Here is a 24379-nt window from a genome sequence, read left to right as displayed (position 1 = left end):
AAGCTCACGGCGTCCGCGAGGCAGCCACCGGGCGCGCGGGCACGCCCACATAGACGCCGGCCTCTGAAATCGACCGGTGCACCAGCCCACCACCGCCGATGGTGACGCCGTCCGCGACGGACAGCCCATCCAGCACGGTGGCACCGGCACCGATCATGACCGCGCGCCCGATGCGGGTGCGTCCGGCCATCACGGCATTGACCGACACGTGGCAAAAATCCCCCACGACGGCCTCGTGCTCGACCAGGGCGCCGGTGTTGATGATGCAGCCCGTGCCAATGCGCGCCATGGGGCCGATGTGCGCATGGTGGCCGATGAAGCAGCCGCTCTCGATCGTCGCGCCCACCCCCAGCGACGCCAGGGGAGACACCAGGGTCGCCAGTGGCCAGCCCGCACGCAGTGCACCGTCCACCTGCCCTGCGCGGCGTTCGTTGGCACCGGCGGCTGGAAACACCGCCCACCCCGCCGGCAAGCTGTCGGGCATGGCGGCCAGGACGGGAAAACCCAACAGGGATTCGCCCTCTGCCGCATTGGTATCCACGAAAAAAAAGTCCTTCACCCCAGCCGACAGCGCCACATCCAGCACGGAGCGCGCATGCCCGCCAAAGCCGAGGACACACAAGCCGGCCAGCGCCGCCGGTGCATGGCGGCCGTCCAGCCCCACGGTCACGCGGCTCACGAGATCACCTCCACGCCCGCCCGCTGCCGCGCCACGCGATCCAGGATGTCGATGTGCTCATCCACCACATCGCGCCAGGTGCGCTGGGCCAAACGTTCGTAGGCGGGCGACTGCACCGCCAACAGCTGGTCGCGGTGCGCGACACCAAAACGGATCCGTTGTGCCATGTCTTTCCAGTCATAAGGATCAAAAAAGGTGACCGCCTGCAACGCCGGGTCATCCAGCACTTCTTCGCTCACGGAAATCCTCGCCATCACCACCGGGGTGCCCACGGACAAGGCCTCGGTGAACGTGAAGGGACACCCACCCTCGCTCAGACTGGGATTCACCGCCAGCGTGGCCAGCTTGTAGCACGCGGCCAGCTCGGACACCGACAAGCCCTTGAGGCAGATGACATCGTTCGCGAGGCGGTGCTCGCCGATGAAATGCGCCACTTCCGGCAGGGCCGCCACGTCGCCCGTGAGCAGGAGCTTGAGGCCAAGACCCTGGTCGCGCAGCAGGAACTCGTAAGCGCGCAACAGCGACAGCACGTTCTTGTTGGGGCGGAACTGGCTGGCATAGAAGAGAAACTTCAGCTCGCGGTTGGCAAAACCGGCGGTGTAATCGGCGCGGTTCGATTTGTTGGCCAGCGCGCCCAACAACAGGCTGCCGCAATAGCGACGAGACGTTTCCTCGTTGTCCGGAAACCCCGTCACCGCGACCCACTTGTCCAGCGAATTGGGCGCATGGGGCACCACGTGCACCCGGTCCGTCGCCACGCCCAGCCGATCGACCAAGGTCTGCGCCTTGACCGCGCCGCTGTAGGTGACCAAGTGGTCGGCCGCGCGGATGGCGCCCTGGATGTCCTCGAAGGTGTCCAGGACACGGGTGCCCCCGAGCGACGCGAACGCCACGGGGAAATCCATCAGCACGACGTCCGGCACACACATCAGGCGAGGCGCATCGATCCGGTTGAAGGCGGTCCAGAAAGCGGTGGGGCAGTACCAGGCACGCACATCCGTCATCTTGCCGATCAAACGCTCCATGCGCTCGGTTTCGGCGTCGTGCATGGCGGTGAAGAGCCGAAGCACCAGGCCGCTGTCCTGGGGTTTGACCAACACCGCCGTGGCGCGCGCGTACAGCGCGAGCACGCGCTGCACCTTCGACGATGCGCGCACCGTGGCGCTGCGCCACAACAACAAGCCCCCCACCGCCACGGCCGACACCAGGGCCAGCGGCAGCGCCACAACAGCCAGCAGCAGGCAAGGCAGCAACCACACCAGCAGCCCCGCCAGATCCAGCAGCGTTCGCGCCCGAGCGACCCGCTGGATCACACCTTGGGTGAGGCGGGCGAAGGTGCGCTCCACGGCACGCTTGGCGCGGATCAGGATGCCCAGGCTGGGTCTGCGCTGCCAGAAAGCGCGCACCAGTTCATAGGCTCGCAGGAGATAGGGCTTGCCCTTGGGGCTGACGATCTGCAAGTGGGACCTGGGCACACCTTCCGCGTCCAGCAGCGCATGGATGGCATCCACCGACCAGCTGGGACAGATGATGACGAAGCGCACGTCGTCCCGTTCGCTGGCACCTTTGAGGAAGGCCGCCAGGTAGCGGCCCAGTCCCTGGGCGGTCAGGTCCACGGTGGGCGGATAGACGACATAAATGCCGTATTGGTTCACAGACACTCTCGCACCTCCCGCCAGTAGGCTCCAGCCAACTTGTGCACGCCCTGCTCCCGCAGCGCGTCCATGCCAGGCAAGCGCTCCCGCATGGCGGCGGCATGGACCTCCATCCACTTCAAGGCCTCGGCCATCTGCCTCGCCGAGGTGCCGTCCATCCACGCCATGGCCAGTCCGAACTGGCGGTCGATCTCACGCATCGCGGGATAGTCGCTTGACAAGGTGGGCGTGCCCAGACACGCGGCCTCCACCGCGGAGAAGGTGCCGTTGTCCATGCGGGCCGGATGCCACAGGAACTGGGCGCCCGCCAGTTTGCGCTGGTAATCCACATCCGGGAGTTCACCCTTGATCTTGACACCACGCCGGGTTCGCTTGCTGAGGGACATGACATGCGAAAAATCGCGCAGGTGAGGCGCCGTGCTGTTCAATATCTCGGCCACATTGACGCCGGTGAGCACACAGGTCAACGAGCCGTCGAGTTCCTCGAAATAGATTTTCAGGGCTTCTGCCGCGCGCCCATGGTTCTTGTGGGGGCCGAGGTTGGTGCTCCAGACAAAGTAGGGGGGCTTGTCTTCGCGCGGGGTCATGCCCAAGCGCTCGAAGAGCGGCGCCAGCATGGGGACATGGCGGACCTTGTGCGGCGCCAGCCCCGCGTACTGAAGCGCGTCCTGGCGGGTGAAATCGGTCGTCACCAGCACACGGTCCGCCACCCGCGCCGCCTGGATGAAACTGGCATCGGCCCCCGGCGGCAGCACCGCCCAATAGCGCTGGAGGTAGTCAAACACCATCATGACCACCGGCTTGATGGGCAAGAGCGGCAGTGACAGGCGGTCGGACACCATGCACCACACATCGAAGTCCTGCAACTGCTGGATGCCATCGTCCGGGACAACATAGGCGTGCGACACAGGCTCCCAGTCCTTGTAGCCGGCATAACGCATGGCCCGCCGCGCCTCGGCGGCGGTGAGCACCTTCCAGCGGAAAGGACGCCGCGCCACCGCATCGCCGAGGTCGTGGAAATCATCGTCGCGGTACGACGCCGGATCGTCCACATGCAGCAACACCACGTCGGCCTCTTCGCCCCACTCTGCGCTGCCCAGCCGCAGTGCCTGGGCGATCAACTTGGCCGCGCGCAGCGTGCCGCCACGGTAGGCGATTGGCACGATCACGGCGACCCGCTGGCGCCGCCGCGGCGTCGCAGTGTCCATAGAGGCTGCGCGCGCAGCCAGGGCCGCCTGCCTCAATGACGCAAACCCGGACGTCCACCCTTCCAGGCAATGCGCCTCGGTCATGGTGGTCAGCAGCACGGCCTGTGTGTCCACCACCTGGGCCGTAAAGGATGCATCGCCCGCCAACAGACGGCGCAGCTTGGCTTTGGCCTCGCGAACCGACGTGCAGCGGCCGGGCAAACCGATGCCACCCATGCGGTCGAGCAACCCGCCCGCCATGAAGATCAAGGGCATGCCGGCCCGCACAGCCTCCAGCGGATGGTAATGAAGGTGGTACGGCTCGTTGCTGTGATAGAACATCACACGCAGCTGCTTCATGTTCCGCTCGTGCTGCTCCCGTGGCACAAATCCCAGAACATTCGGATCGTCGACGGCCACGGGCTGCGCCCCACCAATCAGGTGGGGAAACTCGCCGAAGTCACGCAAAAAGTCCCCATAGACCTTTTTGTAGTACGAATTGATCGCGATATCCGGGCACACGAACAGGATCCGCGCATCCTTGCCCTCCCACCCGCCCAGGGTGGTGGCATCCGCGAGGCCCAGGGGCAGAAAGCAACGCCTGCCCCGCAGAAAATCGGGCTCCTGATCGGCCAGATGGGAATAGGCCTCGCCGAAAAACAAGCGTCCCCCCAATGCCTCCATCGCATGACGAGCACGCCCGTTGGGAGACAGGTACCGAAGAACCTTGTCGTACGTCAGGGACCGGTCAAGCCCAAAAACACGCCAGACAAGCACCCCTTTGAAATAGCGCGCGGCATTCTCGATCAGGGTAGCGTCGACCAGGATGAAAAAAACGATGTCGAAATGTCGGTCCGCGATCCGCCATGCATCGGGCGTCGCGCCAGCGTACCAGTCCGCGTCGTTCAGAACACGCAGATCCTCGGCCGGAATGCTCAGATGGGCGTCCTCGGACCAATCCACCGAGGCGCTGCGAAAGGTGGGGTCGTTCGAAAACGTCTTGGGAAGAAAAAACTCCTGGACGCCCATCCTCCTCAGCATCGGAAGTTCAAACTTCCTGGCGGACGTGTGGTTCAACAACCACATGACACGCAGTGGCCGGTCATTTGTCATTGCATGGCCCCCATATCTCCCGAGTGGTGGATCTTGCGTCACATCGCCACGCCACTGATCTTTTTGTGCTCGTGCACAGCAGCGGCGATCGGGCCGTCAAAAACGATGGTGCCATGGTGAAAAACCAGCCCGCGCTGGCACAGGCTGTTGAGCGCATTGAAGTCGTGCGACGCCAGGATCAGTATTTCCGCCCGCTCGATCAATTGAGCGATCCTGCGTTTCGCTTTGGCCATGAAGTTGGCATCGCCTGCGCCGATCACCTCATCGAGCAGCAGGATGTCCCCCCCCACCAGGGTCGAGATCGCGAACGCCAGGCGCACCTGCATGCCCGCCGAATAGGTTCGTATCGGGTAATCGATGAACTCGCCCAGATCGGCGAACGCTACGATCTCGTCCTGCCGGGCGCGCATGAAGGCCGGCGTCTGGCCCAGCAGCAAACCACGGTACAGGATGTTCTCCCTTCCGGTGGCGTCCGGCTCGAAACCCAGGCTCAGGTCGAACAGCGAGCGGATTTCACCCGTGACCCTGCGGGTGCCGCCAGAAATGGGATAGAGCCCTGCCACGGTCTTGAGGAAGGTGCTTTTGCCCGCGCCGTTGTGGCCCAGCAGTCCGACACGTTCGCCGGGCCCGATGGACAGGTGGATGTCCTTGAGCGCATGGATGTCGTCCACCCGAGGCGCGGGCGAATGGCGGAACATGGAACCGAGCAGGGTCAGCAGCGAGCGCTCCTTGAAGGCCACCGATGAGTAGTGCAGGTGCACATGCTCCAAGCTGATGCTGGGTGAGCTCATAGGTAGAAGATCACTTTGCGTTCGGCCTGGCGGCCGATCAGCCAGGCCAGGATGCCCAGCACCACCACGGCACCCAGGGCGAACAGGTAGCTTTCGGCACGCGGGAACTGACCTTCAAGCAAGGGTGCGCGAAACAGCTGCAGGACGTGGTACATGGGGTTGTAATCCACCAGAAAGTCCAGTCCGCCCTGCCTGAACATCTTGACTTCAAAATACACGGGCGACACAAACCACAAGGCCTGCATGACCAGGCCGGTGGCGTGGGGCAGGTCCCTGAAGCGCGTGCCAATGTAGGCCAGCGCGGTGCCCAAAGGCCACGCCATCAAGGCCACGATGATGTATGCGAAAGGCAGGGACAGCCACGATGCGTTGATGTTCTGTGGCAGCACGATGCCCGCCCAGACAAAAAGCGACGAACTGGCCAGCAACAGGATGGCCAGGCTGCCCAGCACCGTTCGCAAGGTGTAGATCGCCAACGGATGCCGGTATTGTTTGATGTACGCATCCGCCTGCACAAAGGCGAGCGAGCCCCCGGTCACGTTGGCGATCATGAACTCCCAGACCAGCGTGCCCGACAGGATGTACGGCGCGTAGGTGGTGATGTCCGACTTGAAGAGCTTGCTGAAAACAAGCGCCAGCAAGAGGGTCATGGCCAGCGGCTGGATGATGGACCAGAAAATGCCGAAGAACGATCTGCGCCATCGCGAGCGCAGATCGGCCACCGCCAGATGGGTCCAGAAGTAGCGGGCCCGCCAGATGCCCTCGATGTAGTCTTTCACGGTGTCGTTTTGGCCGCAGTCAGGCCACGGTCGCGAAATAGTCCCGCGCCACCCCGCAGACCTGCCGCACATCATCCTCGGTCAATGCGGGGTAGCTGGGCAGGTTGATGCCACGCGCGCCCAGCGACTCGGCCACCGGAAAGGCCCCGCTGTCGAGGCAATGGGGCATGGTGTGCGCCGGATAGAAGGTCGGCCGTGTGTCGATGCCGTGGGCTTTGAAATGCGCACGCAGCGCCGGTCGGTCCTTGGCATCGTGCAGCATGACCGAACACATCCAGAACGAATGCACCGTGCCGGGCTGCTCGGCGTGAACGTCCAGCGGCAGTCCTTGCAGGTGCGTGGCGTACCAGTCGGCGATGCGCCGCTTTTTTGCGAGGATGTCCGACGCCTGCTCCAATTGCGCCAAGCCGATCGCCGCACAAATGTTGGTCATGCGGTAGTTGTAGGCCACCACATCGTGCCAATACTCGCGGGTTGTCGACACCCCCTGGTTTTTCAGGTGATAGGCCTTGTCGATCACCTCGCGGTCTCGCGCGACCACCATGCCGCCCTCGCCCGTCGTGATGGTCTTGTTGCCGAAAAAACTGAAGGTGGCGATGTCTCCGAAGGTACCGGTGTGCCGGCCCTTGTAGGTCGACCCAAACGACTCCGCGCAATCCTCGATCAACAGCAGCCGGTGCTTGTGACAGATCGCCACGATGGGGACCATGTCGCAGGGCTGGCCATAGAGATGAACGACCATGACCGCCTTGGTCCGGGGCGTGATCTTGCGTTCGATGTCCTCGGGGTCGACCTGCCAGGTGCTGGCCAGGGAATCGACGAACACCGGCGTTGCCCCGGTCTGCAGGATGGTGTTGACCGACGCGATGTAGGTGAAGGTCGGCACAATGACTTCGTCGCCGGCCCCCACCCCCAGCGCCTCGAGCGCCAGGTGGATCGCCACCGTGCCGTTGCAGACGCTGGTGGCGTGGTTCGCGCCGATGTACTCGGCAAACGATGATTCAAAGCGGTTGATGAACTCGCCCTTGGAGGAAATCCAGGTCGAATCCAGGCATTGGGCAACGTACTCTTTTTCTTTTCCACCGAAGTAGGGCTGGTACACAGGAATCATGTCCGCTCCCTGGATCACTCGTGGTGGTTGAAGTACTTGAAGCCGTGCTGCTTGACCAGTTGGTCGCGCCGCGCTTCCTCCAGGTCAGAGGTGATCATTTCCTGCACCAGTTCCGCGAACGTGGTCCGCGGCACCCAGCCCAGCTTGTCCTTCGCCTTGGTGGGATCGCCCAGCAGCGTTTCCACTTCGGCAGGCCTGAAGTAGCGCGGGTCGACCGCAACCACACACTGGCCCGTGGCGGTGTCAAAGCCCTTTTCCTCGACACCCTGACCTCGCCACTCGATGTTCAACCCGATGTGGCGCGCCGCCAGGTCCACGAACTCGCGCACCGAGTGTTGCGTGCCGGTGGCGATCACGAAGTCCTCGGGTTTGTCCTGCTGCAGCATCAACCACTGCATCTCGACATAGTCCCGCGCATGGCCCCAATCCCGCAGGGCGTTCATGTTGCCGAGGTACAGGCAGTCCTGCATGCCCAGCTTGATGCGCGCCAACGCGCGCGTGATCTTGCGGGTGACGAAGGTCTCGCCACGGATGGGCGACTCATGGTTGAACAGGATGCCATTGCAGGCGTACATCCCGTAGGACTCGCGGTAGTTCACCGTGATCCAGTAGGCGTACAGCTTGGCCACGGCGTAGGGCGAGCGGGGATAGAAGGGCGTGGTTTCCTTTTGAGGCGTCTCCTGCACCAGGCCATACAGCTCGGAGGTGGAGGCCTGGTAGAAACGGGTCGTTTTTTCGAGCCCGGCGATGCGCATGGCTTCAAGCAGGCGCAAGGTGCCCAGCGCGTCCGAGTTCGCGGTGTACTCGGGCTCCTCGAAGGAAACCGCCACATGGCTTTGGGCCGCCAGGTTGTAGATTTCGTCGGGCTTGATTTCCTGCACCAGCCGGATCAAACCCGACGAGTCGGTCAGGTCGCCGTAGTGCAGGTGGAAGTCAAAACCCTCGCTGTGGGGGTCGTGGTAGAGGTGATCAATGCGATCGGTGTTGAACAACGATGCGCGTCGGCGCACCCCATGCACTTCGTAGCCTTTTTCCAGCAACAACTCTGTGAGATAGGCACCATCCTGGCCGGTCACCCCCGTCACCAAGGCTATTTTTTTGGACACTTGAAACTTCCTCCCGATTGGCTCAATGAATCAAACAGACGATCGCCCGTAGGTATCTTCGAAACGCACGATGTCGTCCTCCCCCAAATAACTGCCACTCTGCACCTCGATCAACTCGAGCGGCACCTTGCCCGGGTTGGACAGGCGATGCACGTGACCCAGAGGAATGTATGTGGACTCGTTTTCACCCAGCAAAAAAGTCTTGTCACCATTGGTAACTTCGGCCGTGCCGCTGACCACGATCCAATGCTCGGCGCGGTGGTGGTGCTTCTGCAGGCTCAGGCTGGCACCGGGCTTGACAACGATGCGCTTGACCTGGAAACGTTGGCCCGCATCGATGCAGTCATACCAACCCCACGGCCGGTGCGCCTTGCGGTGGGTGTCGATCAGTTGGCGGCCACCTTGCCTGAGCTGGCCCACCAGGGCCTTGACGTCCTGCACGCGGTCCTGCGGCGCCACCAGCACCGCATCGGGTGTTTCGATGACCGCCATGCCCTGCAGGCCGATGCCGGCCACCAGCCGCCCGGTGGACAGCAACAAGGTATCGTGGCAGTCGTGGGCAATGGCATCACCGCGCAGCGCGTTGCCGTGGGCATCGTGTGGCAAAGCCTGCAGGAGCGCGTCCCAGGCGCCCAGGTCGGACCAACCCGCGTCCAGCGGCACGACGCCCGTGGGGATACCCAACGCGTGCTGCTGGGGCAGTCGCTCCAAGACGGCGTAGTCAATGGAGTCGGACGGGCAGGCTTCGAAGGCCGACACGTGTGGCCGCACGAAGTCCAGATCGCGGTGGGCCTCGTCCACCGCCAGCTGGCAGGCGACCAGGATGTCGGGACGGCAATGTCCGATGGCCGCCTTCCAGACGCTGGCGCGCACCATGAACAGGCCGCTGTTCCACAGGTAGTCGCCACTGCGCAGGTAGCGCTGGGCGGTCTCGACGTCGGGCTTTTCGGCAAAACCCAGCACCGGGTGCACCCCCTGGGTGGCCACCGTGCCACGGTGGATGTAGCCATAGCCCGTCTCGGGCCGCGTGGGCACGATGCCAAAGGTCAGCATGGCGCCGTCGGCTGCCTGCCGGTAGGCCACGGCCACCGCTTCGTGGAAGGCCTGGGTATCGGCGATCACATGGTCGGAGGGCATGACGAGCAGCACCGGGTCTGCGCCATCGCGCTGGGCCAGCAGGGCGGCCAGTGTCAGGGCCGGCGCGGTGTTGCGGCCCACGGGCTCCAGCACGATCTCGGGCCGCGCCACACCCATGGCGCGCAACTGTTCGGCGGCCATGAAACGGTGTTCGCTGTTGCACACCACCATGGGGCCCGGCGCCTGCTCGATGTCAGGCAAGCCCGCGAGGCGCAGCGCCGTGTCTTGCAACATGGTGCGTTCGCCCACGAGGGCATGGAACTGCTTGGGATAGCTTTCACGCGACAGCGGCCACAGCCGCGTGCCCGAGCCGCCGGACAGGATGACGGGCAGCAACAAAGGGGCTTGGCGTTGGCTCATGGGACATCCCGCTCCATCGACGGCGTGGACTGCTCGAGTTCAAGCAGCGCGAGCCGCTGGTTGAGACGGCGCACCTCGCGCTCCACGCGCGTGTTCATGATGTCGGCGTGCAAGGCCTTGATCAGCAGGACGATGGCCGCGACCAGGAAGAGCAGGGCCGGCGGGTAGGCGATGCCGGCCCACACGGCCAGGCGGTCCACAAGACCAGGCCACACGCCCAGCAAGGCCGCGAGGGCCGCCACCGTCAGCCAGAACAGGCCATGCGCGGCGTGCAAATGGTCGCGCCGCAACAGCCACATGATGGCAAGGGCAAGCCCCAGCCCAAGCAGGGCGGTGGTGATAGGCAGACTGGACATGAGGCGCTAAAAGTGACAATGCGGGCCATTATCGCAGTGCCTCATGACGCCCCTTGGCCGACAGGCCGAAGACTCTGACCAGCGGCTTACAGCCGCCCTTCCTCCACCGCATGGCAGGCCACCTTGATGCCGCCGATGGCTTGAATCTGCGGCCGTTCGCTGCTGCAGCGCGCGTTTGCATGGGGGCAACGCGGGTGAAAGGCGCAACCAGAAGGTGGGTTGAGCGGGTTGGGCACCTCGCCCGACACCGGGGTGCGCGCGCGGCCGGTGTCGTGCATCTTGGGGATGGCGTCCAGCAGCATGCGGGTGTAGGGGTGGCGCGGGGTGTCAAACAGGGTGTGTTTGTCGGCCAGTTCAACCAGGCGGCCCAGGTACATCACGCCCACCTGGTCGCTCACGTGGCGCACCACGGCGAGGTTGTGGCTGATGAACAGGTAGGTCAGGCCGTGCTTGCGCTGCAGGTCCTTCATGATGTTGAGCACCTGCGCCTGCACGCTCACGTCCAGCGCCGAGGTGGGCTCGTCGCACACCAGGAACTCGGGCTGCGTGGCCAGGGCGCGCGCGATGGAGATGCGCTGGCGCTGGCCACCCGAGAACTGGTGCGGGTACTTGACCATGTCCAGCGGGCTCAGGCCGACCGACTGGAGCAGTTCACCGACACGCGCCTGGATGGCGGCCTCGTCGCTGAGGATTTCATGCTCGCGCAGCGGCTCGGCGATGATGTCCTCCACCGTCCAGCGCGGGTTCAGGCTGGCGTACGGGTCCTGGAAGATCATCTGGATGCGCCGGCGCAGTTTGCGGCCTTCGGGGGTCTTGAAGGCCGCGTGGGCGTCTTCCCCGTCGAAGTTGAAACCACCGCGCGTCGGCTCGTATAAGCCAACCAGCAGGCGGGCCACTGTGCTCTTGCCGCAGCCAGACTCGCCCACCAGGGCCAGGGTCTTGCCTTTTTCGATCTCGAAGCTCACGCCGTCCACGGCCTTGAGCAGCATCTTGGGCTGGCGCTCCAGCACGCGGTTGAGCCAGGGGGCCGAGACGTCGAAGGTCTTGGCCAGGTCGGTGGCGCGCACCAGGGCCTGGGTCTTGACTTCGCTCATGCCGCCACCTTGCTGTCGTGCAACCAGCAGGCGGCCAGGGTGGCGCCGGCGTGCATGAGGTCCGGACGGGCCTGCCCGCATTTGTCGAACGCGCGCTCGCAGCGCGGGTTGTAGGCGCAGCCGCGCGGGATGGCGTTGAGGCGGGGCATGGCGCCGTCGATCTGGTGCAGGTTCTCGCGGTCTTGCGTCATGTCGGGAATGCAGGCCATGAGGCCGGCGGTGTAGGGGTGCGCGGGGTGGTTGATGACTTCGTGCACGGGCCCGATCTCGGCCACGCGGCCAGCGTACATCACGGCCACGCGGTCGCAGGTCTCGGCGATCACGCCCATGTCGTGGGTGATCAGCATCACGGCCGCACCGCGTTCCTTGCAGATGGTCTTGAGCAGGGTGATGATCTGCGCCTGGATGGACACGTCCAGTGCGGTGGTGGGCTCGTCGGCGACGATGAGCTTGGGCTCGGCCGCCAGGGCCAGGGCGATCACCACGCGCTGGCGCATGCCGCCCGAGAACTGGTGCGGGTAGTGGTCGATGCGCTGCTCGGCCGCCGGGATGCCGGTGTCCTTGAGCAGTTGGATGGCGCGCTGGCGCGCCTCGGCCTGGCTCACCGGCAGGTGGGTGGTGATGGTCTCGATGAGCTGGCGGCCCACCGAATACAACGGGTTGAGCGAGGTCAGCGGGTCCTGGAAGATGGCGCCGATCTTGCGACCGCGGATCTTGCGCATCTGCTCGTAAGGCAGGCCGTCGATGCGTTCGCCTTCGAGCAGGATCTGCCCGCTGGCCACACGGCCCGGCGGCTCCAGCAGGCCGATGATGGACGCGCCGGTGAGCGACTTGCCGGCACCGGACTCGCCCACCACGCCGAGGATTTCGCCGGGGGCGATGTCGAAGGACACGTCGTCCAGCGCGCGCAGCGTGCCGCGGCGGCCGGGAAATTCGACGACCAGATTCTTGACTTGGAGAAGACTCATTTTTCTTGTTCCCTGGTTTAACGGAGCCTTGGATTCAAGGCATCGCGCAGCCAGTCGCCCAGCAGGTTCACGCTGAGCGCGATCAGCACCAGCATCAGACCGGGGAAGATGGTGATCCACCACTCGCCCGAGAACAGGTAATCGTTGCCCACACGGATCAGCGTGCCCAGCGAAGGCGAGGTGGGCGGTGCGCCCACACCCAGGAAGCTCAGCGTGGCTTCGGTGATGATGGCCGTGGCCACCTGGATGGTGGCCAGCACCAGCACCGGGCCCATGACGTTGGGCAGCACGTGTTTGCGCATGATGCGCAAGGGCGCCACGCCGGTCACGCGGGCGGCCTGCACGTATTCCTTGTGGCGCTCCACCAGGGTGGAGCCGCGCACGGTGCGCGCGTATTGCACCCAGCCGGTGAGCGAGATGGAGATGATCAGCACGCCAAAGGCGAGCGACTCGTGCGCGTCGGGGAACAGCGCGCGGCCCACGCCCGCGATCAGCAGGGCCACCAGGATGGCGGGAAAGGACAACATGACATCGCACATGCGCATGAGCACCGCATCAACCCAGCCGCCCAGGAAACCGGCCAGCAAGCCCAGCGCCACGCCCACGAACACCGACAGCAGCACCGAGGCGATGCCCACCGCGAGCGAGATGCGGGCGCCGTACATCAGTGCCGAGAGGATGTCGCGGCCCTGGTCGTCGGTGCCCAGCCAGAACAAGGGGTTGCCGCCTTCGCTCCAGGCCGGCGGCAGGCGCGCGTTGCCCAGTTCGAGGGTGGTCAGGTCAAAGGGGTTGTGAGGCGCCACCCAGGGCGCGAACACGGCACAGAAGAGGCAGACGGCCGCGATCGCGGCCGCCACGATGGCCGTGGGCGAGGTGCGGAAGCTGTGGCCGACATCGCTGTCGAGCCAACGCAGGAGCATGGATTTCACGGGATAACGGTCCGGGTCACGGACGGTGAAAAGACAGGGAAAGCCGCGTTCGCCTTTGTGGGGCGAACGCGCCGAAACGGTCACACCGGGCTTACTTGACGCTCATGTAGCGGAAGTACATGAAGTTGTCCGCCGCCTGGTGCACGGTGACGCCGTTGGACACGCCCCAGGCCAGCGCCTGCTGGTGCAAGGGCAGGTGGCCGACATCGTCCTGGTGGATCTTGAAGGCCTCGCGGATCATGGCGTCGCGCTTGGACTTGTCGGTTTCCGACTGGATCTTGAGCGTCAGTTCGTCCACCTTGGGGTTGCAATAGGCCCCCAGGTTGAACTGGCCCGCGCCCTTGTCGTCCACGCAGCGCATCAGCGAGTTCAGCACGTTGTGGGCATCGATGGTGCCCGGGCTCCAGCCCAGCAGGTAGAAGCTGGTGTCGCGGCGCAGGATCTTGGGGAAGTAGGTGCCCTTGGTCTCGGCCTGCAGGTTCACCTTCACGCCGATGCGCGCCAGGCCGGCGGCCACCGCCTGGCACACGCCGTCGTCGTTGACATACCGGTCGTTGGGGCAGTTCATGCCGACTTCGAAGCCGTTGGGATAGCCGGCCTCGGTGAGCAGCTTCTTGGCCGCGTCGAGGTCGTAGGGCAGGCGCTTGTTCATGTCGGCGTGGAAGCCGTTGACGCCCTCGCCCACCAGCAGTGCGGTGGGCAGCGAGGCGCCACGCATCACGGTGCGCTGGATGCCGTTGATGTCGATGGCCTGGTAGAAGGCCTTGCGCACGCGCACGTCCTTGAACGGGTTCTTGCCCTTGACGTTGGAGTACAGCAGCTCGTCACGCTTCTGGTCCATGCCCAGGAAGATGGTGCGGATCTCGGGGCCCTGCAAGACCTTGGCCTTGCCGCTGGCGTTGATGCGCGCCACGTCTTGCAGCGGCGCCGGCTCGATGACGTCGACCTGGCCCGACAGCAGCGCGGCCACGCGGGTGGCGTCGTTGCCAATGGGCGTGTACTCGACGTTGGTGACGTTGCCCTCGATCTTGCCCCAGTAGTTGCCATTGCGCACGAAGGTGGTCTTCACGTTCGGCTGGCGCTCGCGCACGCGGAAGGGGCCGGTGCCGTTGGCGCGGAAGGACGCGGCATTCTCGATGCCCTTGCGGCGGTCGACCGGGCGGGTCGCCTGGTTGTCCTCGGACCACTTCTTGCTCATGATGTAGACCAGCGAGATCACATCGGGCAAGATGGGAAAGGGGGCGTTGGTCTCCATCTCGACGGTGTGGTCGTCGAGCTTGCGCACGGCCTTGATGTCGTTGGTGTAGCTGCGCATGTCGGAGCCTTCACCGGCGGCACGCGCGAAGCTGAACAACACGTCGTCGGCGGTGAAGGGCGTCCCGTCATGGAATTTCACCCCCCTGCGCAACTCGAAGCGCCACACATTGGGCGAGGTCTGCCGCCAGGACGTGGCCAGCGCGGGGTCCAGCGCGAGCTTCTTGTCCCGCGACACCAGCGGTTCGTAGACGTTGCCGGTCACACTGAGCTGCAGCGATTCGTTGAGCGAGTGCGGGTCCATGGACAACGCATCACCCTGGTTGCCGATGCGCACCGTCTGCGCCTGCGCGACCGCGCCCAACAGGGACAGCATGGCCACGGCCAGCGCGGTGGTCAGGGGTTTCTTGAACATCATGTGAGCTCTTCTCCTGGTTGAAAAAAGGCGATCGATGCGGGTCATTCGTCGCCCAGCGGCATGCCGTATTCGACAAGGCCGGCGTGCAAGGCGGCCCCCAGTGGCAGCACCTCGTCGTTGAAGTCGTAGCGGCTGTTGTGCAGGAAACAACTGCCTTCGCCGCCCTGCCCCAAGCGCAGGTAGGCCCCGGGCTTGACCTGCAGCATGAAGGAAAAATCCTCGGCACCCATGCTGGGGTCCATCTCGCGGTCCACGTGGTCGCGCCCCAGCAGGGACTGCGCCACGTCGGCGGCGAACTGGGCCTCGTCGGGCGTGTTGATGGTGGCCGGGTAGATGCGCTCGTAGTGCACGCTGGCCGTCGCGCCGAAGCCCAGGGCCACCGCGCTGCACAGTTCGTTGAGCCGGCGCTCCACCATGGCCTGCACGGCGGGGCTGAAGCTGCGCACGGTGCCCACCAGGGTGGCCTCGCCCGGCACGACGCTGAACGCCCCGGCGTCGCCCGCCTGCATGGCGCACAGGCTGATGACGGCGCCATCGATGGGCCGCACGTTGCGCGAGACGATGCTCTGCACCGCGGTGATGATGTGGGCGGCCACCAGCACCGGGTCGACCGTGAGGTAGGCGTGTGCGCCGTGGCCACCCTTGCCGGTGATCTTGATGGTGATGCGGTCGGCCGCCGCCATCATGGCGCCGCGGTTGATGCCCACGGTACCGGGCTTCATCTGCGGCCAGTTGTGCATGGCATAGATGGACTGCACCGGGAAGCGGTCGAACAGCCCATCCTCGATCATGGCCTTGGCGCCGGCGTAGCCTTCTTCCCCAGGCTGGAACACCAGCACGGCGGTGCCGTCGAAGTTGCGCGTTTCCGCCAGGTAGCGCGCCGCGCCCACCAGCATGGCGGTGTGTCCATCATGTCCGCAGCCGTGCATGAGGCCCGGCTTGGTGGACTTCCAGGCGAAGTCGTTGTGTTCGGCCATGGGCAGGGCGTCCATGTCCGCGCGCAAGCCGATCATGCGGCCGCTGCTGTTGCGCCGGCCGCGCACCACCGCCACGACACCGGTCTTGCCGATGCCGGTGTGGATTTCGTCGACACCGCAGACCTTGAGCGCCTCGGTCACGCGCTTGGCGGTGTAGCGCTCCTCGAAGCCCAGTTCCGGGTGGGCGTGCAGGTCGCGGCGCAGCGCGGTGAGTTCGGGGACAAAGTCGGCGATGTGCGCGAAGGCACGCCCATGCACTTTGAAGCGGCCAGGGTGCATGTCAGTGACCTCCCGCCTTTTCGACGCGCAGGCGCGGATCGACGGCAAAGTACAAGAGATCGACGATCAGGTTGATGACCACGAAAATCAAGGCGATCAGGCACAGGTAGGCGGCCATCACCGGGATGTCGGCGAAGGTCACGGCCTGGATGAACAGCAGGCCCATGCCTGGCCACTGGAACACGGTCTCGGTGATGATGGCGAACGCGATCAGGCCACCGAGCTGCAGGCCGGTGATGGTCATGACCGGCACCAGGGTGTTCTTGAGCGCATGGCCAAAATGCACGGCGCTGTTCGTCAGGCCCCGCGCCCGCGCGAACTTGATGTAGTCGGTGCGCAGCACCTCCAGCATCTCGGCGCGCACCAGCCGCATGATCAGCGTGAGCTGGAAAATGGCCAGGGTCACCGCAGGCATCACGATGTGGTGCCAGCCCTTGGCCGTGAGCAGGCCGCTGGACCACCAGCCCATCTGCACCACGTCGCCGCGGCCGAAACTGGGGAACCAGCCCAGCTGCACCGCAAACACCAGGATCAGCAGGATACCGATCAGGAAGGTGGGCAACGAGACTCCCAGCAGCGACACGGTCATGAACACCTGGCTCAGGAAACTGCCCCGGCGCAAGGCGGCGTACACGCCCATGGGAATGCCCACCGCCAGAGCCAGCACGCCGGCCACCAGCGCGAGTTCCAGCGTGGCCGGGAAACGTTCACCGATGAGGCGCGAGACCTTCGCGCCCTGGCGCAGGCTCAGGCCGAACTCACCTTGCGCGGCATTGGCGAGGAAGTGCCAGAACTGCACGAAGAAGGGCTTGTCCAGGCCGAGGTCGGCGCGGAGCTCGCGGACTTGTTCGGGCGTGGCGTCCTGCCCGAGAAGAAAGACAACCGGGTCTCCGACGTACTGAAACAGCATGAATGCGATGAAGGCCACGGTGACCATCACCAGGACCGCTTGCGCGAGGCGCCGGACGATGAATGCGAACATGTTCGATCAAAAAATCAAGGGCCGCAGCAGACGAGCCGCGACCCTTTGCTTAACACTGATTTTTCAGTTTACCTTGACGAGGCGCCAGTCCAGGCGGTTGTCCGGGCGGTGCACCACTTCGATGTTGCCCTTCATGGCCCAGGGGATGATCTGGTTGTGCAGGGGAATGTGCGACACGTCGTCGGTCGCCATCTGCAGGGCTTCGTTGAGCAGGCGGGGCCGGATGTAGGGATCGGTCTCGGTCTTGATGCGGTCGATCACGGCGTCCAGCTTGGGGTTGCTGTAACGGCCCACGTTGTAGTTGCCGTCACCACCGGTGCCCAGCGTGCGCACCAGCGACTGCAGGCTGTAGAGCGCGTCGAAGGTGGGCACGCCCCAACCCAGCATGTAGATGCTGGCTTCGAAGCGCTGGATCATGGGGAAGTAGGTCACCAGCGGCAGCGTGCGCAGCTTGGCCTTGACACCGATGCGCGACCACATGGCCGTGACGGCCTGGCAGATTTCTTCGTCGTTGATGTAGCGGTTGTTGGGGCAGGCGAAGTCGACCTCGAAACCGTCCTTGTAACCGGCATCCGCCAGCAGTTTCTGCGCACCGGCCACGTCCACGGGCGGGCGCTTGTGGATGGCTTCGCTCCAGCCGGCCACCTGCGGCGCCACCAGCGCACCGGTGGGCTGGCCCAGGCCCCGCATGGTCACGCGGGTGATGGCATCCGCATCGATCGCCATGTTCAGGGCCTTGCGCACGCGCAGGTCCTTCAGGGGGTTCTTGCCCTTGATGTTGCTGCCCACGAGTTCGTCGCGGAACTGGTCCATGCCAAAGAAGATGGTGCGGTTCTCAACGCCATCCATCACCTTGAGGCTGCTGTTCTGACGCACGCGCGGCAGATCCTGTGGGCTGGGGTCCAGCACCAGGTCGACCTCGCCGGTGAGCAACGCCGCCATGCGCGTGGCGTCGGCCTTGATCGGTGAGTACACGATCTCGGTCACGTTGCTGTCCATCTTGCCCCACCAGTTGGGGTTCTGAGCCAGCACCAGACGCTGGTCCTGCTTCCAGTCTTTCAGCACGTAGGGACCGGTGCCGTTGGCATTGCGGTGGGCGAAGTTCTCGTCCTTGGTGCGGATGTCCTTGGGATCCACGGACTTGTTCTTTTCGGCCCAGGCCTTGCTCATCATGCGCAGCTCGGTCATCTGGTTCAGCAGCACCGGGTTGGGCCCCTTGGTGAAGATGTCGATGGTGCTGTCGTTGACCTTCACGACCCGGTCGATACCCTGGATGTAGGGTGTGAAGTTCGAGGTCTTGGCCATCGCGCGCTGGATGGAAAACACAGCATCGTCGGCGCTGAACGGGCTGCCGTCGTGGAACTTCACACCGCCACGCAGGGTGACACGCAACTGGTTGGGCGAGACCAGGTTCCAGGACGTGGCCAACACGGGTTCGATCTTGAAAGTGCGGCTGTTGTAATACACCAGCGTTTCATAGACCGCAGCGTGGATGCCATTTTGCAGCGCGTTGTTTTGGGAATGGATATCCCAAGTGGCGATATCGCTGGAACTGGTCCATTTGAAGGTCTTGGCCTGAACGGCGGCACCCAGGCTGAGCAGCGCACACAAGGCAATCAGCTTCAGTTTCATTGCTTGACACCTAAATGAAGTTTTGTAAAGTGCGTACTATGCAACATCCAGGCCCGGATGTCACACGGACTTTCCCGATGCAGGAAAGCCCTAGGCAATGAAGAGAAAAGTGCCGCCATCTTGAGGATCGGCCGGCCCCAGACGGGCGTCAGGGCTGCTGTGCGGTCAACCGCAGGCGGCCATACCAGGCGGTCACACGCTCGCCGGTGTTGTCCGCGTCTGTCATCAGCGCGACACCGATCAGTGGACCCGGGTCTTCGCCAAAGGCCAGGCGAAAGTCGGCGCGGATGTCGCGGCGGTACTCCAGCCACTGGCCTACGTGGGCAGCGCCCGACTCCACAACGATCTTGCGGACCCTATCGGTGCGCGGACTCACCAACACCGTGCCTGCTGGCCTGGCGTTGCACCACACATAGGTCAGCGTGGCGTAGGGCATGTCTTCGCCCAGCACGGCCCGGCTGAGCTCGGACTGCATGCGGGCCCGTGAAGACAATTTGCTGCGGTCGCCATCGAAGGCCAGCACCACCCGCACGGGCGCGTCGTCACGGCCTGACACACCGATATCGGCGCGCTTGAACACACCGTTGACAGCCCAGGAAAACTCGATCTGATCAGGCGTCACCGGCTGGTCGACCAGGCGCTGCCGCAGAATGCTCATGGACCGGTCCGCCCGCACCCGCAGCGCAGACCGCCCCAGGTGTTCGACCGGCTCGAACGCCACGTTCTTTTTGCCTGGCCACGCCAGAGGTGTCCATGGCTCGGATCCGACAGGCGTCTGGAGCAGGCCGGAAACCGGCGTCTCGGGCCGGCGATCAGGCCCGCTGGCACACCCCAACAGGACGGCCAGCACCAGCACCGACGAGACGCGCTGCCAGCGCCCGACGCCGCCCCACACGCTCAGGCGATCTCGCGGTAAAACAACGGGCGCTTGAGCGAGCGTGGCGCCAGCGGCTGCACCGCCTGCGCGATGGCAGCGATGTGGTCCGGCGTGGTACCGCAGCATCCGCCCACGATGTTCACCAGGCCCTCGTCGGCGAAAGACCGCAACAGACGCGAAGTCACGTCGGGTGTTTCGTCAAAACCCGTATCTGACATGGGGTTGGGCAAGCCAGCGTTGGGGTAGCAGCTGATGAAGGTGTCGCCGGCCACCTTGGCCAATTCCTGCAGATAAGGCCTCATCAACGCGGCACCGAGGGCACAGTTCAGGCCCACCGCCAGCGGTTCGATGTGCCGCACGCTGGCCCAGAATGCACCGACCGTCTGGCCACTCAGAATCCGCCCGGAGGCGTCTGTCACGGTCCCGCTGACGATCACTGGCAAACGCTCACCAGACCGCTCGAAGAACTCGGCCGCCGCAAACAGCGCCGCCTTGGCGTTCAGGGTGTCGAACACGGTCTCCACCAGCAGCAGGTCAACCCCCCCTTCAACCAGGGCCTCGATCTGTTCCAGATAAGACTGACGCAAGGCCTCGAACGTGACATTGCGGGCGCCCGGATCGTTCACATCGGGGCTGATGCTGGCTGTTTTGGGAGTCGGGCCAAGTGCGCCGGCGACAAAACGGGGTTTGTCGGGCGTCGAAAATCGGTCGCAGGCCACACGGGCCAACCTGGCCGACGCCAGATTCATTTCCCGCGCCAAATGCGCCATCTTGTAGTCTTCTTGCGCGATCTGCGTCGCACCGAAGGTGTTGGTCTCGATCAGGTCGGTCCCTGCAGCCAAATAAGCTTCATGGATGTCCCGAATGATGTCGGGACGGGTCAGGCTCAACAGCTCGTTGTTGCCCTTGACATCGAGTGGATGACCCAAGAAGCGGTCCCCCAGGGACGCGTCGCCCCCCTCACCTCTGTATTGGGCTTCGCTCAGCTTGAAGCGCTGGATCATGGTGCCCATGGCACCGTCCAGAATCGCGATGCGATCACGCAGGATGGCGGGCAGCTGTTGACCACGGGTGTAGGGCTTGGACATCATCGTTCGATTCTATGAACTTCTGGCGCACAAACCAAAACGCCCCGCTCAATCTGAGCGGGGCGTTCGGTCTTATAAGAGCCTGACGATGACCTACTTTCACACGGGAATCCGCACTATCATCGGCGCTAAGTCGTTTCACTGTCCTGTTCGGGATGGGAAGGAGTGGTACCAACTTGCTATGGTCGTCAGGCATAACGGGTTGCCTTGCTGAACACCAGGTTCAACAAAGCGAATTCATAGAGTCTTATCAGCTTTTTTCGATTGCGCTACGTCTATTCACTTGAATGCGTGCATAAGAACAGTTGTATCTCACTGTATTCAGACACTCACCCTTGATCGATTTTCGATCAAAGTTATAGGGTCAAGCCGCACGAGCAATTAGTACTGGTTAGCTTAACGCATTACTGCGCTTCCACACCCAGCCTATCAACGTCCTGGTCTTGAACGACTCTTTAGGGGGCTCAAGGCCCCGGCAGATCTCATCTTGGAACGAGTTTCCCGCTTAGATGCTTTCAGCGGTTATCTCTTCCGCACTTAGCTACCCGGCAATGCCACTGGCGTGACAACCGGTACACCAGAGGTGCGTCCACTCCGGTCCTCTCGTACTAGGAGCAGGCTTCCTCAAATCTGCAGCGCCCACGGAAGATAGGGACCAAACTGTCTCACGACGTTTTAAACCCAGCTCACGTACCTCTTTAAATGGCGAACAGCCATACCCTTGGGACCGGCTACAGCCCCAGGATGAGATGAGCCGACATCGAGGTGCCAAACACCGCCGTCGATATGAACTCTTGGGCGGTATCAGCCTGTTATCCCCAGAGTACCTTTTATCCGTTGAGCGATGGCCCTTCCATACAGAACCACCGGATCACTATGTCCTGCTTTCGCATCTGCTCGACTTGTCAGTCTCGCAGTTAAGCACGCTTATGCCATTGCACTATCGTCACGATGTCCGACCGTAACTAGCGTACCTTCGAACTCCTCCGTTACGCTTTGGGAGGAGACCGCCCCAGTCAAACTGCCTACCATGCACGGTCCCCGATCCAGATAATGGACCTAGGTTAGAACCTCAAACACACCAGGGTGGTATTTCAACGTTGGCTCCATGTGATCTAGCGACCACACTTCAAAGCCTCCCACCTATCCTACACAGATCTGTTCAAAGTCCAATACAAAGCTACAGTAAAGGTTCATGGGGTCTTTCCGTCTTTCCGCGGGGAGATTGCATCATCACAAACATTTCAACTTCGCTGAGTCTCAGGAGGAGACAGTGTGGCCATCGTTACGCCATTCGTGCAGGTCGGAACTTACCCGACAAGGAATTTCGCTACCTTAGGACCGTTATAGTTACGGCCGCCGTTTACTGGGACTTCGATCAAGAGCTTGCACCCCATCAATTAATCTTCCAGCACCGGGCAGGCGTCACACCCTATACGTCCACTTTCGTGTTTGCAGAGTGCTGTGTTTTTAATAAACAGTCGCAGCCACCTATTTTTTGCAACCCATTCGTGCTCAGATGTTCTCATCACACTACTAGGGCACACCTTCTTCCGAAGTTACGGTGTCAATTTGCCGAGTTCCTTCTCCTGAGTTCTCTCAAGCGCCTTAGAATACTCATCTCGCGCACCAGTGTCGGTTTGCGGTACGGTCGTTGTTAGCTGAAGCTTAGTGGCTTTTCCTGGGACCTCGTTCAGTTACTTCAAGAGCAAGCTCTCTCGATCGACAGCCTCGGTATATGTGCGCCGGATTTGCCTAACGCACGCCTACTTCTGTCTAAACCGGCACTTCCAACCGCCGGATAACCTATTAAGATCCGTCCCCACATCGCACTAACAATCGGTACAGGAATATTGACCTGTTTCCCATCAGCTACGCATCTCTGCCTCGCCTTAGGGGCCGACTCACCCTACGCCGATGAACGTTGCGTAGGAAACCTTGCGCTTACGGCGAGCGGGCTTTTCACCCGCTTTAACGCTACTCATGTCAGCATTCGCACTTCTGATACCTCCAGCATCCTTTACAAGACACCTTCACAGGCTTACAGAACGCTCTCCTACCACTCACAGTAAACTGTGAATCCGCAGCTTCGGTAACTGGCTTGAGCCCCGTTACATCTTCCGCGCAGGACGACTCGATCAGTGAGCTATTACGCTTTCTTTAAATGATGGCTGCTTCTAAGCCAACATCCTGACTGTTTTAGCCTTCCCACTTCGTTTCCCACTTAGCCAATTTTAGGGACCTTAGCTGGCGGTCTGGGTTGTTTCCCTCTTGAGTCCGGACGTTAGCACCCGGTGCTCTGTCTCCCAAGCTGTACTCTGCGGTATTCGGAGTTTGCCTTGGTTTGGTAAGTCGCCATGACCCCCTAGCCAAAACAGTGCTCTACCCCCGCAGGTAATACTTGAGGCACTACCTAAATAGTTTTCGGAGAGAACCAGCTATTTCCAAGTTTGTTTAGCCTTTCACCCCTATCCACAGCTCATCCGCTAGTTTTGCAACACTAGTCGGTTCGGACCTCCAGTACCTGTTACGGCACCTTCATCCTGGCCATGGATAGATCACTTGGTTTCGGGTCTACACCCAGCGACTGAATCGCCCTATTCGGACTCGGTTTCCCTACGCCTTCCCTATTCGGTTAAGCTTGCCACTGAATGTAAGTCGCTGACCCATTATACAAAAGGTACGCCGTCACCCCTTTCGAGGCTCCGACTTTTTGTAAGCATGCGGTTTCAGGATCTATTTCACTCCCCTCCCGGGGTTCTTTTCGCCTTTCCCTCACGGTACTTGTTCACTATCGGTCGATGATGAGTATTTAGCCTTGGAGGATGGTCCCCCCATATTCAGACAGGATTTCTCGTGTCCCGCCCTACTTTTCGTTAGCTCAGTACCACACGTCTCTTTTCACGTACGGGGCTATCACCCGCTATGGCCGGCCTTTCCATGCCGTTCCGTTAAGTGTCGTGCTATCACTAACAGGCTTCTCCGATTTCGCTCGCCACTACTTTCGGAATCTCGGTTGATGTCTTTTCCTCGAGCTACTGAGATGTTTCAGTTCACCCGGTTCGCCTCGCACACCTATGTATTCAGTGTGCGATACCTTTCGGTGGGTTTCCCCATTCGGAAATCTCCGGATCAAAGCTAATTTGCCAGCTCCCCGAAGCTTATCGCAGGCTATCACGTCCTTCGTCGCCTATCATCGCCAAGGCATCCACCACATGCTCTTATTCACTTGACCCTATAACTTTGACCTCTCACCAGGCTTGCGCCCAACAAGAATCAAAATCACATCAAGGAATGTCTGTCAGGTCTTTCACCTGACGCGTTATGCCGCATTCAAATTCGTATCTAGCGATACGTTGAATATTCGTTGACGCAATCAAAAAATTGTTGCTGGCGGCACGGTGCGTACTAAACCTTTACGAATGTACGCTTTCCACCAGCAACGCTGATTCGACTCTATGAATTTTTAAAGAACAGCCGAGAACCTTTCGGTTCATCTTGTTGAAACCAATCAACATCAAAATACCCTGCAGCAGGACACTTTGATTTTGATTGAACACCACCCGCGGTGACGATAAGTGGTGGAGGATGACGGGATCGAACCGAC

General features: G+C 62.5%; 18 protein-coding genes, 1 tRNA gene and 2 rRNA genes (1 of these 21 cut by a window edge). All 21 read right to left on the bottom strand.

Annotated elements, in window-relative coordinates; genetic code table 11:
* Nucleotides 1–4 precede the first annotated feature (4 nt).
* Nucleotides 5–679 (bottom strand): NeuD/PglB/VioB family sugar acetyltransferase, encoded by a 675-nt coding sequence (locus AAHB17_RS16960; protein ID WP_342131813.1) that lies wholly within the window; start codon nt 677–679, stop codon nt 5–7.
* Entirely contained in the window at nt 676–2340 is a 1665-nt protein-coding gene (locus AAHB17_RS16955) for a glycosyltransferase (protein WP_342131812.1), read from the bottom strand. The genes AAHB17_RS16960 and AAHB17_RS16955 overlap by 4 nt, the downstream gene beginning before the upstream one ends.
* On the bottom strand, nt 2331–4607 hold the full coding sequence (locus AAHB17_RS16950) for a glycosyltransferase (RefSeq protein WP_342131811.1): 2277 nt from the start codon (nt 4605–4607) through the stop codon (nt 2331–2333). Before AAHB17_RS16950 ends, AAHB17_RS16955 begins: the two co-directional genes overlap by 10 nt.
* A gap of 65 nt (nt 4608–4672) precedes the next feature.
* Nucleotides 4673–5374 (bottom strand): ABC transporter ATP-binding protein, encoded by a 702-nt coding sequence (locus tag AAHB17_RS16945; protein ID WP_342131810.1) that lies wholly within the window; start codon nt 5372–5374, stop codon nt 4673–4675.
* 47 nt (nt 5375–5421) lie between these two features.
* Complete coding sequence (locus AAHB17_RS16940; RefSeq protein WP_342131809.1) at nt 5422–6204, bottom strand: ABC transporter permease; 783 nt, start codon at nt 6202–6204, stop codon at nt 5422–5424.
* 19 nt (nt 6205–6223) lie between these two features.
* Entirely contained in the window at nt 6224–7315 is a 1092-nt protein-coding gene (locus AAHB17_RS16935) for a DegT/DnrJ/EryC1/StrS family aminotransferase (protein ID WP_342131808.1), read from the bottom strand.
* 14 nt (nt 7316–7329) lie between these two features.
* Complete coding sequence (gene gmd / locus AAHB17_RS16930) at nt 7330–8421, bottom strand: GDP-mannose 4,6-dehydratase (protein ID WP_342131807.1); 1092 nt, start codon at nt 8419–8421, stop codon at nt 7330–7332.
* A gap of 30 nt (nt 8422–8451) precedes the next feature.
* A complete protein-coding gene (locus AAHB17_RS16925) occupies nt 8452–9918 on the bottom strand; it encodes a mannose-1-phosphate guanylyltransferase/mannose-6-phosphate isomerase (RefSeq protein ID WP_342131806.1) in 1467 nt (488 codons plus the stop codon).
* Nucleotides 9915–10274: a DUF2304 domain-containing protein gene (locus tag AAHB17_RS16920; RefSeq protein WP_342131805.1), complete on the bottom strand. Its 360-nt coding sequence runs from the start codon at nt 10272–10274 to the stop codon at nt 9915–9917. Before AAHB17_RS16920 ends, AAHB17_RS16925 begins: the two co-directional genes overlap by 4 nt.
* Before the next feature lie 86 nt (nt 10275–10360).
* Nucleotides 10361–11368 (bottom strand): ABC transporter ATP-binding protein, encoded by a 1008-nt coding sequence (locus AAHB17_RS16915; protein WP_342131804.1) that lies wholly within the window; start codon nt 11366–11368, stop codon nt 10361–10363.
* Nucleotides 11365–12336, bottom strand: a complete 972-nt coding sequence (locus AAHB17_RS16910) for an ABC transporter ATP-binding protein (protein WP_342131803.1) — start codon at nt 12334–12336, stop codon at nt 11365–11367. Before AAHB17_RS16910 ends, AAHB17_RS16915 begins: the two co-directional genes overlap by 4 nt.
* A gap of 17 nt (nt 12337–12353) precedes the next feature.
* Nucleotides 12354–13265 carry an ABC transporter permease gene (locus AAHB17_RS16905; RefSeq protein WP_342131802.1) on the bottom strand — a complete coding sequence of 304 codons (912 nt, stop codon included), beginning with the start codon at nt 13263–13265 and terminating at the stop codon, nt 12354–12356.
* Nucleotides 13266–13356: 91 nt separating this feature from the next.
* The gene (locus AAHB17_RS16900) at nt 13357–14937 is read right to left on the bottom strand and encodes an ABC transporter substrate-binding protein (RefSeq protein ID WP_342131801.1); all 1581 of its coding nucleotides are present in this window, start codon (nt 14935–14937) and stop codon (nt 13357–13359) included.
* 41 nt (nt 14938–14978) lie between these two features.
* Entirely contained in the window at nt 14979–16193 is a 1215-nt protein-coding gene (locus tag AAHB17_RS16895; protein WP_342131800.1) for a M20 aminoacylase family protein, read from the bottom strand.
* A gap of 1 nt (nt 16194) precedes the next feature.
* Entirely contained in the window at nt 16195–17175 is a 981-nt protein-coding gene (locus AAHB17_RS16890) for an ABC transporter permease (RefSeq protein ID WP_342131799.1), read from the bottom strand.
* 63 nt (nt 17176–17238) lie between these two features.
* On the bottom strand, nt 17239–18807 hold the full coding sequence (locus tag AAHB17_RS16885) for an ABC transporter substrate-binding protein (RefSeq protein WP_342131798.1): 1569 nt from the start codon (nt 18805–18807) through the stop codon (nt 17239–17241).
* A gap of 148 nt (nt 18808–18955) precedes the next feature.
* Nucleotides 18956–19810: a DUF3047 domain-containing protein gene (locus AAHB17_RS16880; protein ID WP_342131796.1), complete on the bottom strand. Its 855-nt coding sequence runs from the start codon at nt 19808–19810 to the stop codon at nt 18956–18958.
* Complete coding sequence (locus AAHB17_RS16875; RefSeq protein WP_342131795.1) at nt 19705–20775, bottom strand: homocysteine S-methyltransferase family protein; 1071 nt, start codon at nt 20773–20775, stop codon at nt 19705–19707. The genes AAHB17_RS16880 and AAHB17_RS16875 overlap by 106 nt, the downstream gene beginning before the upstream one ends.
* Before the next feature lie 77 nt (nt 20776–20852).
* Nucleotides 20853–20965: ribosomal RNA gene (gene rrf / locus AAHB17_RS16870) — 5S ribosomal RNA — on the bottom strand.
* 167 nt (nt 20966–21132) lie between these two features.
* Nucleotides 21133–24007 (bottom strand): 23S ribosomal RNA (locus AAHB17_RS16865).
* A 344-nt stretch (nt 24008–24351) separates the two neighbouring features.
* Nucleotides 24352–24379: transfer RNA gene (locus AAHB17_RS16860), tRNA-Ala, on the bottom strand; it runs 48 nt beyond the window's last position.

It is taken from the genome of Hydrogenophaga sp. OTU3427 (assembly GCF_038440225.1).
Lineage (GTDB): Bacteria > Pseudomonadota > Gammaproteobacteria > Burkholderiales > Burkholderiaceae_C > Hydrogenophaga.
Note: the sequence above shows the minus strand (reverse complement) of the source record. Positions and strands in the feature narration are given on the sequence as shown.

Excerpts from the sequence above, each read along its gene's own strand:
- AAHB17_RS16880 (WP_342131796.1), bottom strand. The coding sequence starts at position 19,810 with ATGCTGCGGTACCACGCCGGACCACATCGCTGCCATCGCGCAGGCGGT.
- AAHB17_RS16910 (WP_342131803.1), bottom strand. The coding sequence starts at position 12,336 with ATGAGTCTTCTCCAAGTCAAGAATCTGGTCGTCGAATTTCCCGGCCGC.
- AAHB17_RS16915 (WP_342131804.1), bottom strand. The coding sequence starts at position 11,368 with ATGAGCGAAGTCAAGACCCAGGCCCTGGTGCGCGCCACCGACCTGGCC.
- AAHB17_RS16950 (WP_342131811.1), bottom strand. The coding sequence starts at position 4,607 with ATGTGGTTGTTGAACCACACGTCCGCCAGGAAGTTTGAACTTCCGATG.
- AAHB17_RS16885 (WP_342131798.1), bottom strand. The coding sequence starts at position 18,807 with ATGAAACTGAAGCTGATTGCCTTGTGTGCGCTGCTCAGCCTGGGTGCC.
- AAHB17_RS16920 (WP_342131805.1), bottom strand. The coding sequence starts at position 10,274 with ATGTCCAGTCTGCCTATCACCACCGCCCTGCTTGGGCTGGGGCTTGCC.
- AAHB17_RS16935 (WP_342131808.1), bottom strand. The coding sequence starts at position 7,315 with ATGATTCCTGTGTACCAGCCCTACTTCGGTGGAAAAGAAAAAGAGTAC.
- AAHB17_RS16895 (WP_342131800.1), bottom strand. The coding sequence starts at position 16,193 with ATGCACCCTGGCCGCTTCAAAGTGCATGGGCGTGCCTTCGCGCACATC.
- AAHB17_RS16925 (WP_342131806.1), bottom strand. The coding sequence starts at position 9,918 with ATGAGCCAACGCCAAGCCCCTTTGTTGCTGCCCGTCATCCTGTCCGGC.
- AAHB17_RS16875 (WP_342131795.1), bottom strand. The coding sequence starts at position 20,775 with ATGATGTCCAAGCCCTACACCCGTGGTCAACAGCTGCCCGCCATCCTG.
- AAHB17_RS16900 (WP_342131801.1), bottom strand. The coding sequence starts at position 14,937 with ATGATGTTCAAGAAACCCCTGACCACCGCGCTGGCCGTGGCCATGCTG.
- AAHB17_RS16890 (WP_342131799.1), bottom strand. The coding sequence starts at position 17,175 with ATGTTCGCATTCATCGTCCGGCGCCTCGCGCAAGCGGTCCTGGTGATG.